This window comes from Herbidospora daliensis, assembly GCF_001570585.1.
GTDB classification, from domain to species: Bacteria; Actinomycetota; Actinomycetes; order Streptosporangiales; family Streptosporangiaceae; genus Herbidospora; species Herbidospora daliensis.
The window spans coordinates 892,765-907,032 of the sequence record NZ_BBXF01000002.1 but is presented as its reverse complement, the minus strand read 5'-3'; the positions used below and the strand labels follow the sequence as shown (position 1 = coordinate 907,032).

The 14,268-nt window shown below is 68.5% G+C and carries 10 protein-coding genes; 3 read left to right on the top strand and 7 right to left on the bottom strand.

Translation table 11 applies throughout. The features are described from left to right. Positions 1-3: 3 nt before the first annotated feature. Complete coding sequence (locus tag AW274_RS10640) at positions 4-714, top strand: polysaccharide deacetylase family protein (protein ID WP_062430871.1); 711 nt, start codon at positions 4-6, stop codon at positions 712-714. Between the two features lie 60 nt (positions 715-774). Here the strand turns inward: AW274_RS10640 and AW274_RS10635 are convergent, their stop codons facing one another. From AW274_RS10635 to AW274_RS10610, 6 genes are all read right to left on the bottom strand, one after another. After that, a complete protein-coding gene (locus AW274_RS10635; protein WP_063813219.1) occupies positions 775-1,866 on the bottom strand; it encodes an acyltransferase family protein in 1,092 nt (363 codons plus the stop codon). Between the two features lie 112 nt (positions 1,867-1,978). Then, positions 1,979-2,635: an NUDIX hydrolase gene (locus tag AW274_RS10630; RefSeq protein WP_062430869.1), complete on the bottom strand. Its 657-nt coding sequence runs from the start codon at positions 2,633-2,635 to the stop codon at positions 1,979-1,981. Between the two features lie 26 nt (positions 2,636-2,661). Beyond that, positions 2,662-4,437, bottom strand: coding sequence for a DUF4434 domain-containing protein (locus AW274_RS10625; RefSeq protein ID WP_232320062.1), 1,776 nt, complete (start codon positions 4,435-4,437; stop codon positions 2,662-2,664). Between the two features lie 79 nt (positions 4,438-4,516). Continuing rightward, positions 4,517-5,605, bottom strand: a complete 1,089-nt coding sequence (locus AW274_RS10620; RefSeq protein WP_198169126.1) for a glycosyltransferase — start codon at positions 5,603-5,605, stop codon at positions 4,517-4,519. A 13-nt stretch (positions 5,606-5,618) separates the two neighbouring features. Next, positions 5,619-6,881, bottom strand: coding sequence for a nucleotide sugar dehydrogenase (locus AW274_RS10615; protein WP_062430867.1), 1,263 nt, complete (start codon positions 6,879-6,881; stop codon positions 5,619-5,621). Between the two features lie 105 nt (positions 6,882-6,986). Continuing rightward, positions 6,987-8,555, bottom strand: a complete 1,569-nt coding sequence (locus AW274_RS10610; protein WP_232320061.1) for a glycosyltransferase family 4 protein — start codon at positions 8,553-8,555, stop codon at positions 6,987-6,989. 143 nt (positions 8,556-8,698) lie between these two features. On the opposite strand from AW274_RS10610, the gene wecB reads away from it, so the two are divergent. Both wecB and AW274_RS10600 read left to right on the top strand, forming a co-directional pair. Further along, positions 8,699-9,850 (top strand): non-hydrolyzing UDP-N-acetylglucosamine 2-epimerase, encoded by a 1,152-nt coding sequence (gene wecB, locus AW274_RS10605; protein WP_062430865.1) that lies wholly within the window; start codon positions 8,699-8,701, stop codon positions 9,848-9,850. A gap of 76 nt (positions 9,851-9,926) precedes the next feature. Beyond that, entirely contained in the window at positions 9,927-12,002 is a 2,076-nt protein-coding gene (locus tag AW274_RS10600) for a glycosyltransferase family protein (RefSeq protein WP_062430864.1), read from the top strand. Between the two features lie 688 nt (positions 12,003-12,690). Here the strand turns inward: AW274_RS10600 and AW274_RS10595 are convergent. Then, positions 12,691-14,007: an acyltransferase family protein gene (locus AW274_RS10595; protein ID WP_083973991.1), complete on the bottom strand. Its 1,317-nt coding sequence runs from the start codon at positions 14,005-14,007 to the stop codon at positions 12,691-12,693. Positions 14,008-14,268 lie beyond the last annotated feature (261 nt).

Sequence of the window (14,268 nt, the reverse complement as noted above, 5' to 3'; positions counted from 1 at the left end):
ACCATGCGCGTGATCGTCCGGGGGGCACTCGCCCTCGCCTTAACCACGTCCCTGCTCGCCCCGGCCGCACCGGCGAACGCGAAGCCCAAGCCCTACTGCGAGCTCCACAAGTGCATAGCGCTCACCTTCGACGACGGGCCCTGGCCCTACACCCCGGCCCTGCTCGACACGCTGAAGAAGCACAAGGCCAAGGCCACCTTCTTCGTGCTGGGACGGAAGGTCGAGAGCCGCGCCGACATGATGAAGCGCATGGTCGACGAGGGTCACGAGATCGGGAACCACACCTGGGACCACCCCGACCTGACCAAGCTCACCGACGAGGAGATCCTCTCCGAGATCTCCAGCACCCAGCAGGTCATCCAGGACGTCGCCGGGATCACCCCGACGTTCATGCGCCCCCCGAACGGCGCCACCAACACCCGCGTCGGCTCGCTGATGAAGTCGTTCGGCCTGCCCCAGATCCTCTGGACGGGCTCGACCCTCGACTGGCAGGCCCGCAACACCAAGGTCATCAGGGATCGCACCCTCAAGTACGCCAAGCGGAACGCCGTCATCCTGCTGCACGACATCGTGCCGGAGACCGTCACCGCCATGTCGACCGTCGTCGACACCCTGACGAAGAAGGGCTACAAGCTCGTCACCGTCTCGACCCTCCTCGGCGACCGCGAACTCAAGCCCGGCGAGGCGTGGCCGAAGCCGGAGAAGAAGAAGTGAGCCGCGGACGGCCGAAGGCCGGCCGTGGCTCACGCCCCGGAATCTGCCTGGAAGACAGGGCTAGTCGGCGATCTTGAGTGAGCGTGACAGCGCCGCTTTCAACCGTGGCTGGGCGGGCACCTCGACGAACCGGTAGACCGCCCACGCCACGACCAGCACGATCCCGATGACCACCGGCAAAGTGACCCGGTGGCCCAAGACCGGGTTGAGCCACTGGATCATCAGGAATCCGACGTGGTGGTGGAACAGGTAGAGCGGGTAGGTCAGCGCGCCCAGCAGCGTCAGCCCGCGCCAGTCGAGGCCGTCGAGCCGCCCGAGCGCGACCAGGATCATCACCAGGAACATCAGCGAGATCACGCCGACGACGAGCGCGGTGCCCAGCGGCTCGCCGAACCGCTTCACGGCCGAGGGGCCCTCGCCGAGCAGCTGCACCATGCCGAAGGCGTAGGAAAGGCCGACGAACAACCACGGCAGCAGCGAGCCGCCGAACCGGTAGATCAGGTAGAGGGACATGCCCGCGATGAAGTAGGGCGCCCCGAACTGGGCCAGACCGACCTTCAGCAACGAGATGTCGAGCCGCTCGGCCAGCGCGAGCAGGAAGATCCAGCCGCCCATGAAGCCGAGCACCCTCCGGTACGTGATCCCGACCGCCGCGAAGCAGGCGATCATCACGTAGAAGACGAGTTCGTGCCAGAGCGTCCAGTAGACGATCTCCAGGTCGCGGATGCGCAGGCCGTGCTGGAACATCGTCAGGTTGGCGAGCAGTTCGCTCAGGGTGGGCCGGTGGTCGGTGATGAACCCGAGCAGCGCGAGCGCGCCCAGGATGATCACGCTGGCCCAGTAGGCCGGGTAGAGGCGCGCGATCCGGGAGGCCACGAACTCGCCGGGGGTGCGCCCCCAGGCGCTCATCAGGATCACGAAGCCGCTGATCATGAAGAACAGCCGGACCCCGTAGGCGCCGAACATCGTCACGCCGCTCAGCGCCGGGAACGCGTTGACCGTCCCCCAGGCGCGCGTCTCCCCGAAGTGGAACAGCACCACCGCCATGGCCGCGACGAATCGCAGCAGGTCGAGCACCCGTAAGCGGGACTGGACGAAGGGGGGGTCAACGGGGGCCGCCGCCGGCACAGTGCGCGGCTCCGATATCAGCACAGGGGGAGAATATCCCCAATCCCCCTGATAACAGTGGCCTCAATCACGCCAGAGGCACCGGGAAACGCCTCTATCCCCGCCGCAGGAGGCCGAACATGCGGGCCTCACGACGCTAGACCCGCAGCATCGGCGGGTGGAGGGCCTCGGCCGGTCCTCTCCGGTAGAGCATCGCCGGGCGGCCGCCGTCGCGGGTGGTCGTCCGGCCCGAGGGCACCAGGAAGCCCTCGGTCTTGGTCACCTTGCGGTGGAAGTTGCGGGGGTCGAGCGGGCGGCCCCACACGATCTCGTACACCCTGCGCAGTTCGGCGACGGTGAACTCGGTCGGGCAGAAGGCGGCGCCGAGCGAGGTGTATTCGAGCTTCGAGCGGGCTCGCTCAAGGCCGTCGATCATGATGCGGCGGTGGTCGAAGGCCATCGCGGTCAGCTCGCTCAGCGGCTGCCAGCTCATGTGGGCCTCGGTGGACGCCGGCAGGTCAGGGGCCAAGCCCAGGTAGGCGACCGAGACGACCCGCTGGCGCGGGTCGCGGTCGGGGTAGCCGTAGGTCCGGAGCTGCTCCAGGTGGACCGGCGCCCCGGCCATGCCGGCCCGTTCGGCCAGCACGCGGCCCGCCGCCGCCGGGAGGTCTTCGTCGAGGTGGATGAAGCCGCCCGACAACGCCCACAGATCGGGGTAGGGCGGCCGGTCGCGCCGCCAGACGAGCGCGCACAGGGCGCTCGACCTCACTGTCAGCACGACGAGATCCACGCTGACGGGGATGCGCGGGACCATGTCAGGCACGTTACACGCTGTCGCGATCAATCGTTGTTGTGGTAGTAGACCGGCTCGGCGGCCTTGCGGCCGTCGGCGGAGGTCACCTCGACCCTGACCCACGTGCCCGGCGGCACGCTCGCCCAGTCGACCGGGATCCACACCTGGCCGACGGCGGGTGGTAAGTCGGTGATCGGCTTGCCGTCGAACCAGCCCACCGACTGCGAGTCGACCACGCGCGGGGTCTCCAGGCCGGTCCAGCTCAGCGTGACCCGCACGTTCTCCAGGTGGTAGCCGCGGATCTGCAGCCCCTCCTGGATCTGCCGCTTCTCCCTGATGGCCTGGATGGCGATCGGGCGTTCCCAGTCGGTCGCGAGGTCTTCGGACAACGACGGGCTGCCGCAGGTGAAGAAGTCGCTCCACATGTACGAGATGATCTTCGACACGTACGGCCCGACCAGCGTGACCGCCGTGTCGAGGCGGGGCTTGTCGGTGCGTCCGCGCGTGCCCTGCGTGCCGCACTTCTCGGTCGCCGACGGCTCGAACGCCTCGACGTTGGCCCACAACTGCACGTCGATGTCCTCCTCGTCGCGCAGTTCGAGGCGGGACTCGTACATGGCCCGGTAGTAGTCGCGGGTCGCGCCGTAGTAGGCGGTGCTGTACGTGCTCTCCCCCACCACCGGCTTCAGCCGTTCGTCCACGGGCTGGTTCTTCCAGTTCGGCCAGAACAGGCCGACCTTGCCGGTGCCGCGCGAGTCCTGCGGCGCGATGATGCCGACGCCCGTGCGGGCCAGCGCCTTGAAGCCCTCGCCGACCTGCGCGGGGGTCGAGGTGTAGTCGACCCGCTTGCGGGCGTCGAGGTAGGGGCTGACCAGGATCGGCTTGCCGGGGAGCACCTGTTCGACGATGCGGTGCTGTTCGGCGTACACCTGGAGGGTTGGCACGTTCTCAGGGTCGGCCCAGTCTCTGATGACGAGCTCGAAGGGCTGGTAGACGCCGCCGAGCGACTCGCGGCCCGCGAAGCGGGTGCCGTAGTCCTGCAGGATGCGGCGGGTCAGCGTGGTGAGGGTGCCGATGTGGCGCGGGTTGGCGCGGGTGACGCCGGTCGGGTCGCGCGGGGCCAGCGGCAACGACGGGAAGACCTTGATGCCGAACCGGTCGCCCAGGTCGAGCAGCTCGGTGAGGCTGTCGGTCGCGCCGGCCGACACCAGGATCAGGTGGTAGCCCTTGCCCTTGCTGCTGAAGTCGCAGGTGGCGTCGTCGGAGCCGTCTTCGTCGGCGATCAGGCGGAAGAACACCCGGTCGCCGACGACGATCTTCTTCTCCATCTGCGGGCAGCGGAAGACGCCGTCGCCGTACTGCTCGTCGGTGCGGAAGACGAACGACCACGACACGCGGTTGCCAGGGTTGGCCGCCTTCAGGTCGCGCTCGGCCGCCTGGTAGCAGGTCAGGCCGTCTTCGACGCAGTAGCCGTAGCGGTCGTCGGGCTTGGCCTCGCTGCCGTCGTCGGGCGCGGTCTCCAGGATGCGGCCCTGGTCGTCGACGCCGCGCGGCTGCAGGCCGAAGCCGATGCGGACCACGGTGTCGCCGCCGACCTTGTGGATCTCCTCCAGCTGGCGGCGCCAGTTGCAGCGGTCGGCCGACGGCATGATCCAGTAGCCGGTGATCGCGTAGGGGGTGCGCATGTTCGTGTCGAACGTGCCACACGGGTCGGTGAAACCGGTGGTGGACGGCGTCGGGGTGGGCGTGGACGGAGAGGTGCTGCCGATGCGCGCGGCGTGTGGCGTCTCGGGCTCCTGGAGGGCGATCACCACGGTGGCCACGCCACCGAGGATCGCGATCCCTAGGAGCAGAGCAAGCCAGCGCAAACCGTCACCTCATCCGATAGACGCACGGGGCTGATTACGGCTTGACGCCGTTCCAGGCTTCGAGCTGGGAGACGAACCGACGCGCGGAGTTGGGCCAGTGGTGGTTGCCCCGGGCGGCGGCGTAGCCGCGGGCCCCGGCGCCGCGGCGCTCCTCGGGGTTGTCGCGCAGCGCGAGCACGGCCTTCGCGACGGCCTGTGGGTCGCTCCATGGGACCACCACGCCGCTGCGGTAACGCTCGATCAGCTCCACCGCGCGGGGCGAGGGGGTGGTGATGACCGGGATGCCGTGGGCCATGTACTCCACGATCTTCGTGGGCATCGAATGGCGGTAGTTGGGCTCGTCGTGCAGCAGCGACAACCCGGCCAGGGCGCCGTCGAGCCGCTTGAGCGCCTCGTCGTTGGGCATGAAGTCGCGCCATTCGAGCGCGCCCTCTTCGACGGCCGCCGCGAGCATGCGCCGCGACTGCGGGTCGGCGTAGCCGATGAGCTCGACGACCACCCGGTGGGGCCGCAGCAGGCGGCCGACCTCGATGGCCTCGCGTACACCCCGGGCCTCGGACAACCAGCCGAGGTAGACCACCCGGTCGTCGCCGGGCGGCGAGACCGTGTCGGGCACCCAGGTCTCGTTCGGTACGACCAGATGCGCCTGCCGGAACCGGCCCGCGTAGGCGGTCTCGGCGAGCAGCAGGTGGAAGTTGCGCTCGGCCCAGCTTTCGAGCATGCGGGCCACGAACCGGGTCGGCGGCCGCAGTAACGCGGGCAGCCAGGGCTTGAGCGACAACGTCGCGGGGGTGTCCTCGTGGACGTCCCACACGACCGTCGGCCGGTTGCGCACCCCGGCGACCGCGAACAGCAGCTCGGGGTCGTGGATGAGCGCCATGTCGACCTTGCCGCGCATGCTCTTGAACACCTTGCGCGCGGCCCGCACGGCGGTCATCCGCCGCCGCTCGGCCGCCCGGGGCAGGTCGACCCCGTTCACCCACGAGCGGGGCACCACCCCGCGCGCCGAATACGGCGCGGCGTACGTGACCTCATGACCGGCGTCCACGAGCGCGCGGATCTGCCGGTGCAGGATCCGGGCGTCCTCGGGGTGATGCACCACCGTCATGACGAGCACGTGCACGCGCCAGGCCCCCTTACAGCCGCTCGACGCGTTCGCCGGTCGCCAGCACGCCGCGGGTGTCGAGCACCAGGCGGCCCTGCTGTTCGATCAGCTCCAGGTCGAACATCGAGTGCTGCTGGAGCAGCACCGTGACGTCTGCCTCCCGGACCGCCTTCGCGAGGTCTTCCTCGCGGGGCACCGGGCTCCCCTCGACCGACCACTCCTTGACGTAGGGGTCGGCGTAGCTGACGACGGCGCCGAGCTCCATGAGCGCTTCGGCGACCGGTATCGCGGGCGTCTCCCGCTCGTCGGCGATGTCGGGCTTGTAGGTCACCCCGAGCAGCAGCACCTTCGAGCCGTTGACGGCCTTCTTGTCGCGGTTCAGCAGCCGCTGCACGCGGGTCACCACGTAGGACGGCATCCGCTCGTTGATCTCCTGCGCCAGCTCCACGAACCGGAACGGGAAGCCCAGCTTGCGCACGGCGTACGACAGGTACGACGGGTCGACGGGGATGCAGTGACCGCCGACGCCGGGACCCGGGAGGAACTTCTGGAACCCGAACGGCTTGGTCGCGGCCGCCTCGATCGACTCCCAGAGGTTCACCCCGAGCTCGTCGCAGAAGATCGCCATCTCGTTGACGAGCGCGATGTTCACGTGGCGGTAGGTGTTCTCCAGGAGCTTGGCCATCTCGGCCTCGCGCGTTCCGGAGACGGGCACGACCCGCTCGACGAACCGCGCGTAGAACTCGGTCGCCCGGTCGCGGCAGGCGGTGGTGTAGCCGCCGACCACCTTCGGGGTGTTGCGCAGGCCGAACTTGGGGTTGCCGGGGTCGATGCGCTCCGGCGAGAACGCCAGGTGGAAGTCGGCGCCCGCGACGAGGCCCGACTTCTCGAGGATCGGCCGCGCGACCTCGTCGGTGGTGCCGGGCCAGGTGGTCGACTCGAGCACCACGAGGGTGCCGGCGGTGAGCTGCTCGGCGACGGCGCGGGTGGCGCCCTCGACGGCGGACAGGTCGGGACGGTGGTCTTCGTCGAGCGGGGTGGGCACGCAGATGACGATGGCCGCGGAACGGGCCAGCACCGTCGGGTCGAGCGTCGCGGTGAAACCGTTCGCGAGCATGCTGTCGAGGTCGGCGTCCGTCAGGTCGTCGATGTAGGAACGTCCCTCGTTGAGCGCGTCCACCTTGCGCGCGTCAACGTCGAGGCCGACGACTTTCAGACCTGCCGCCACAGCCTCCTTGGCCAGCGGCATGCCGACGTAGCCCAGCCCGATGACCGTGAGATCGATCTCGCTCACGACATGGCCTGGGGGTGGAGAGAACACTTCATGGTCGCAAAGGCTATCTCAAGTCGGCACCAATGATGCCTGATGCTGCACATCCGGCGTCCTTGGTGGATATCTCTAGCGGGCGAGGGATTCGTAAATTTCCCGATAAGTGTTGGCAAGGCTGCTCCAGGTTCGCTTCGCGGCAACCTCCTCCTTGCCCGCCGCGCCCATCTTGCGGCGGCGTTCGGGGTCGTCGCGGAGCTCCGCCACCGCGTTGGCCAGCGCCTGCGGGTCGCCGGCGGGCACCAGAATCCCCGGCTCGCCGTCGCCGATGAGCTCGGCCAGGGCGGGCAGGTCGCTCAGGATGACCGGCTTGCCCAGCGCCATCGCCTCGACCGGCTTCAGCGGCGTCACCAGACGGCAGACGCGCAGGTCCTCGCGGGGGCAGATGAAGATGTCGATGGCCGCCTGGGCCTGCAGGGCCTCGTCGGGCCCGACGCGCCCCGGCACGATCGCGATGTCACCTATACCGAGTTTGTTCACCTGCGCGAGCAGGTTGTCGCGCTCGGTGCCGTCGCCGACGAGCAGCACCTTCACGGGAGCGCCCGACTGCTTGAGCAGCGCGGCCGCCGACAACATCGTCGCGAAGCCCTCGTAGGCCACGATCGACGACACCGAGCCGATGACGATCTCGTGGTCGCCGATGCCGTACTGGCGGCGCAGCGACGTGCCGTCGTACTCGGCGGTCAGCAGCGACGCGTCGACGGCGTTGGGCGCGAGGAAGATGCGCTCACGCGGCACACCGCGCTCGACGATCTCGCCGACCATCGTCTCGGCCAGCGTCACCACGGCGTCGGCCGAGTTCATGATGGTGGCCTCGCGCTCGCGCATGAGCTTGTGGCGCTCGGTGCCGACGCGGGCGGGGTCGCGGCTGGCCCAGGTCTCCTCCAGGAAGCCGCGGACCTCGTACACGAACGGGGTGTTGGTCCGTTCGCGCACGGCCATCGCGACCGAACCGTTGCGGTGGTCGGTGGCGGCGTGAAGGACCTGCGGGCGCAGCTGGCGGACCAGCTCGGTGATGTCTTCTGCGCCGCGGGTGATGCGGCCGCGGGTCTCCATCGGGATGTCGCCGCTCGGCAGCAGACGGCGGTAGGGGATGCCGTCGATCTCCTCGTACGGCTCCACGTCGGGGAAGCCCTGGAGCGCGGGCCAGCCCCAGCTCGTCACCACGTGGGGGTCGAGCCCGGCGGCCTTCTGCGCGGTCACGATGCGGTGGGTGCGCACGGTGTAGCCGGCCTGCGTGAACGGCAGCGCGTTGGTCACGATGTGCAGCGCCCGGCCCGGCACCCGCTCGCCCATGATGACCTTGGGCTTCGGCGGGATCGGGTTGGGGAGCAGCGCGCCGCGCTCGCCTTCGTACAGGGACAGCCGCTTCTTGATGAAGACCCAGCGCTCGTGCGGCTTGAGCATGTCGATGGCCTGGGTCATGTGCCCCGCGTCGAACACGGCCCGGGAGTCGTTGAGGGGCGCCCTGGCCATCCGCCGCCACATCTTGCGGATCGTGACCTTGGCGACCCGCGCGACCGGCCACGCCACCTTGCCCACGAGCGGGCGAAGCGGTTTCGGCACGGTCTCCGCGGCTGCGTGCGCCACCCGTAGCGGGTCCTGCACGACCTTCCCCACGAAGATCCGGGAAGTCACCATCGGGTTCCTGACGAACCCCTTCATGAACCTTCGGGCACTGGCCTTCGCGGCCTTTGCCGGAATGGGCTTGTTGGCCTCAGCTACCACGGCGTGACCGTACCATAGGCAACGTTTGCCCCCATCATGGATGAAAGGCAAGGTCAGTGAGGGATTCGCGTCTCCAGGACACCCTCGTCCTGCACGTCCTGCACGTCCTGGGCGCCCGGCCCAACTTCCCCAAGGCCGCTCCGGTGGTCAACGGACTGGCCGACCTGGGCATCCGTCAGGGCATCGTCCACACCGGGCAGCACTACGACGCCCTGATGTCCGACGTGTTCTTCGCCGACCTCGGACTGCCCGAACCCATCGCGAATCTCGGTGTCGGCAGCGGCTCCCACGCGAAGCAGACCGCGGCCCTCCTCGTCGGCCTCGAAGAGGTCGTCGAGCGGGAGAAGCCCTCTCTGGTGGTCGTGTACGGCGACGTCAACTCCACCCTCGCCGCGATCCTGGTCTGCGCGAAGCTGGGTGTGCCGACGGCCCACGTCGAGGCGGGCCTGCGTTCGTTCGACCGGACGATGCCCGAAGAGGTCAACCGCATCGTGGTCGACAGCCTCTCCGAGCTGCTGTTCGCCACCTCGCCGGAGGCGCTGTCCTACCTGGCGAACGAGGGCGTCCCCTCGTCCAAGGTGCATCTGGTGGGCAACCCGATGATCGACAGCCTGTTCTCCGCGCTGCCCAAGCTCGACCCGGCCCCGGTGCAGGAGCGTCTGGGCGTCTCGGGCGCCTACGCGGTCGCCACGCTCCACCGCCCCGCCAACGTCGACGACCCCGCCGCCGCCAAGGAGCTCGTGGACGCGGTTCTCGGCGTCGCCGAGCAGGTGCCGGTGATCGTGCCGCTGCACCCGCGCGGCCGCACCCGCCTGGCGGAGGCCGGCCTGGTCGACGGCCCCCGGCTGCGCATCATCGACCCGCTGGGCTACGTCGACTTCCTGTCGCTGGTCCGGGGCGCGGCGCTGGTCGTGACCGACTCGGGCGGCGTGCAGGAGGAGACCACCATGCTGGAGGTGCCGTGCCTGACCGTGCGGATGAACACCGAACGGCCGATCACGGTGACCCACGGGACCAACCGCCTGGTGACCCCTTCGGGGTTGCCCGAAGCCGCCGCCAAGGCGCTGCGGGATGGCGCGACGACGCCGTCGGGTGACCTGCCGATGTTGTGGGACGGCAAGGCCGGTCCGCGCATCGCCCGGGTGATCGCGGCCTGGCTGCAGGGCGAGAACCTCTCGCCGGCCGCCCGGAGCACCGTCGGGGACTAACTCCGACAAACACACCAAACGACCACGGCCTGCGCCGTACGATATCGACCCTTGAGACGACGAGCAGGGACGAGGCATGTCTGAGACCGACGAGACCCCCGACGAGCCGAGATTCCAGCGCCTCGGCCCGGTCAACTGGCTGCCCGAGGACCGTCGCACCGTCGAGTTCTACGAGGAGACGATCCGCGAGCTGGAGACCCGGCTCGCCTACCAGGAGGCGCGCGCCGAGTACGCCCTCTGGAAGGCCAAGGCCACCCAGACCGGCCGCCAGTACCGGGTCGGCGAGGCCATCACCAAGGCCGGGTCGAACCCCAAGAAGATCGTCAAGCTGCCGGGCGACCTGCGCAAGGCGTGGCGGGGCAACAAGGCCCCCAAGGCGCCGCCGTCGGCGTTCGACGTCCAGGCCGAGGCCGAGAAGCGCGGCCCGACGGTCAGGATCCCGAACCTGAAGTGGCCCGAGCCCGAGGGCGCCCAGAACCGCCCCGACCTCAAGGTCGCGGTCATCCTCGACGACTTCTCCCGGCTCGCGTTCAAATACGAGTGGGACCAGATCGAGTTCGGCCTGCACGACTGGCGCGAGATCTTCGCCGAGAAGCGCCCCGACATCCTCTTCTGCGAGTCGGCCTGGCACGGCAACCAGGGCCGCTGGCGCTACCAGATGACCGGCACCAACGCGCCCAAGCAGGAGCTGCGCGACCTGGTCGAATGGTGCCGCGCCGAGGGCATCCCGACGGTCTTCTGGAACAAGGAGGACCCGCCGAACTTCGACTTCTTCATCGACACGGCCAAGCTGTTCGACCAGGTGTACACCTGCGACGGCGACATGATCCCGAAATATCGCGAGATCCTGGGCCACGACCGGGTCGGCGTGCTGCAGTTCGCCGCGCAGCCGCGCATCCACAACCCGATCATGACCCGCTGGGGCCGCAAGTACGACGTCGTCTTCGGCGGCATGTACTTCCGCGACAAGCACCCCGAGCGCCGGGAGCAGATGGAGACCGTCATCGCCCCCACGCGCGAGCTCGGCCTGCACATCTTCGCCCGCAACGCCTCCGTCGCCGACAAGTACGCCTGGCCCGAGGAGTACCGCCCCCACATCGTGGGCGAACTGCCCTACGAGCAGATGCTGGCGGCGTACAAGATGTACAAGGTCTTCCTCAACGTGAACTCGGTGATCGACTCACCGACCATGTGCGCCCGCCGCGTCTTCGAACTCTCCGCCTGCGGCACGACCGTCCTGTCGGGCTGGTCGCGCGCCATCGAGGAGACCTTCGGCCCGCTGATCCCGATCGCGCACTCGCAGGAGGAGGCGTACAACCGGGCGCTGTACTACATCAACAGCCCCGAACTGCGCGCCCGCCAGGGCCACCTGGCCATGCGCGAGGTCTTCGACAAGCACCTGTTCTCCCACCGCGTCGACCAGATCCTCGGCGACCTCGGCCGCCCCGTCTCCGAACGCTCCCGGAGCGTCTCGGTGGTCCTCCCGACGAACCGCGCCGGCCAGCTCGAACACGCCATCTCCCAGGTCGCCCGCCAGCGCCACCGCAACCTGGAACTGATCCTCGTCCTGCACGGGCTGTCGGAAGACGCCGACGTGGTGCGCGACAAGGCCCTCGCGGCCGGGATCCCGGCGGTGAAGGTGTTGCACGCGCCGCCTCATTTCACCCTGGGCGAGGTGCTGAACCTGGGGATCGCACAGGCCGAGGGCGAACTCATCTCCAAGATGGACGACGACAACCTCTACGGGCCCGACTACCTGTGGGACCTGGTGCGGGTTTTCGACTACGCCGACTGCGAGCTGACCGGGAAGGGCGCGCACTACACGTACTTCCCCGACTCGAACACGACCGTGTTCCGGCTGCCGGGGCTGGAGAACCGGTACACGCACCTGGTGCAGGGGGCGACCATCCTGGCGCGGGCTTCTCTGCTGCGGACGTATCCCTTCGAGGCGGTCAACGCGGGCGAGGACACGCGGCTGGTGCGGCGGCTCAAGGAGGAAGGGGTCCGGATCTACTCTTCGGACCGGTTCAACTTCGTTTACATGCGGGGGTCGGACGCTTCGCAGCACACGTGGCAGGCGGCGGACTACAAACTGACCCGCAACGCGGTGTTCTCGTTCGTGGCCCACCCGGATGAGCACGTGATGATCTGAGCCCTGTACGTTGTTGCCTGGCGGCGCTTTCCTTTTGGGGGCGCCGTTTGGCGTTTCGGGAGGTGTGGCCGGCTGACCGGGCAAGCGGTTGTCTGGTGCGTCGACTTGCTGCGGCGGGTTCCGATCCGGGCGGATGGCGACATGCGCTCGTCTGACCCGGGCGCTGTTTGACGGCCAGCCGGTTTACTACGGCGGGCCCTCGCTAGGCCGAGTTAGGGCATTTGCTCGTCTGGCCACAAGCAGGACGCACCGCCATGTGGCCGGTCGGCGTGCGGCGACGGGTTCCGGTTCTGCCAGGCCGGCGAGGTTGACGGCGACGCGCGCTCGTCTGGCCAGGTCTTCGACGCGCCGCCCTATGACCCTTGCTGCGGTGGGGTCGGTCGGTCAGGCGGAGGCGCGCGCTCGTCCGACCACGAGTAGGGCGTGCCGCCGTGTAGTTAGCCGGAAGAGAACTCGTCTGGCTAGGCCCCTGGCCTCTGCCGCAGTGCGCCCTCGCTCGGCCAAGCCGATTGGGCACGTGGAGGCGTGTGCTCGTCCGACCAAGTTCCGACATGCCTCGCGGTAGCTGGTCGGCTTGCTGCGATGTGCTCTGGTTCCGCTGGACGGGTGGAGGCATGTGGGCATCTGGCCAGGCCTAGGATGCGCCGCCCTGCGGCCGGTCAGCGTGCTGGGCCTGATTCGGCCAGGTCTAGGACGCGCGGCCGTCTGGACGGTCAGCTTGCTGCGATGTGCTCTGGTTCGGCTGCATGGGTGGAGGCATGTGCGCATCTGACCAGACCTGGGATGCGCCGCCATGTGTCTGGTCGACGCGCTGAACCTGGTTCGGCCAGGTCGGCTCGGCGGGCGGAGACATGTACTCGTCTGACCAAGCCTGAGACGCGCCGCCCTGTGTTTGATCGGCCCGCTGAGCTTGATTCGGCCAGGTCGGCTGGGCAGGCGGAGACGTGTGCTCGTTTGGCCAGGTCTCGGGCGTGCTGCTGGCTGGGGGCGATTGGCGTCCGGGATCGGATTTGAAGGCCCACCTCAGGTTGGGCTCGATCGCCCATTTGAAGAGTCGGCGGAACGGTGGTGTGCACAGGACGGCGGTGAGGGCGATGCCGAAGAGGATGACGGCGGCGACGCCGATGGGGTTGTTGAGGTCGTCGTGGAAACGGTCGAGGACCTTCACTACGAAGCCGTGCAGCAGATAGGCGTAGATCGTCAGGCCGCCGAGGGCGGTGAACCACGTCTTCCTGGACGTGATGATCGACAGGAACGCCGCCACCAGGATCGCCCCGATGACCAGCATCAGCAATCGAATGCCCGCACCGGTGAAGTTGTCGACGCCGATCTTCGTGTAGGCGTGCCGCCAGCGGATCCACTCGGTCGGCACGTCGTAGTGGACCAGGAACGTGATCCCGAGCCCTGCCGCCAGCACGAGCGCTCCCGTGAGCCTGACCCACCTCTTCTTCAGCAGCTGGAAGTGCTGCGGGGTCAGCACCAGGCCGAGGACGTAGAAGGGGAGCAGGCCCAGAGTGCGGTTCATCGACAGTTCGTCGGGGAGCGCCGAGGCGCCGCTGATCAGCGAGATCCCCACCGCGACGGCCAGCGGCCACTTGACCTGGAACCAGACCGGCGTCGAGAGCCGCCAGATGAACAGCGACAGCAGGAACCACGTCAGGAAGTAGGGGTCGAGCAGGGTGAGCTGGAACTTGCCGTAGAGGATCCATCGCGGCAGCGAGTAGGCGATCTCGAAGATGACGTACGGGACCAACAGCGTCGAGACGAGCTTCTGGGCCCTCAGCCGGGTGAAGTTGCGCGACAGGTAGCCGCTGATCGTGATGAACAGCGGCATGTGGAACGTGTAGACGAAGAGGTAGAGCGCGTGCGCGTACGGTACGTCGCGCAGATCCTCCACCAGGTGCCCGCACACGACCAGGACGATCGCCCAGAACTTGGCGTTGTCGAGGAAGGGGTCGCGCTGCGAGACAACCGGGGGGCTGGAAGAAGTCACTGCCGCTGCCACCTGGGGACGCTATCGGGCCGAAAGAGAACACATCACGGAGCTGACGAAAACGGTAGGAGAACACTTGCTGGGAGGCGTTTGGGGGTGTTGGCGGATGTGAATCACCCTCGGTTCTGCTGTGGGGGTGAAGGGTGGCGAGGTGGGTGGTTCGCTGCCCTTAGGGCTGACACCGGTCCGCACCTCACCTTCGCTGCTCATGGGCGCTGACACCGGTCCGCGCCTTACTTTCGCCGCTTGAGCGATAGCCGCGTCATGCTGCAA

Coding starts and splice junctions, on each gene's coding strand:
- AW274_RS10600 (WP_062430864.1), top strand. CDS start 9,927: ATGTCTGAGACCGACGAGACCCCCGACGAGCCGAGATTCCAGCGCCTC.
- AW274_RS10630 (WP_062430869.1), bottom strand. CDS start 2,635: ATGGTCCCGCGCATCCCCGTCAGCGTGGATCTCGTCGTGCTGACAGTG.
- AW274_RS10640 (WP_062430871.1), top strand. CDS start 4: ATGCGCGTGATCGTCCGGGGGGCACTCGCCCTCGCCTTAACCACGTCC.
- AW274_RS10610 (WP_232320061.1), bottom strand. CDS start 8,555: ATGGTGACTTCCCGGATCTTCGTGGGGAAGGTCGTGCAGGACCCGCTA.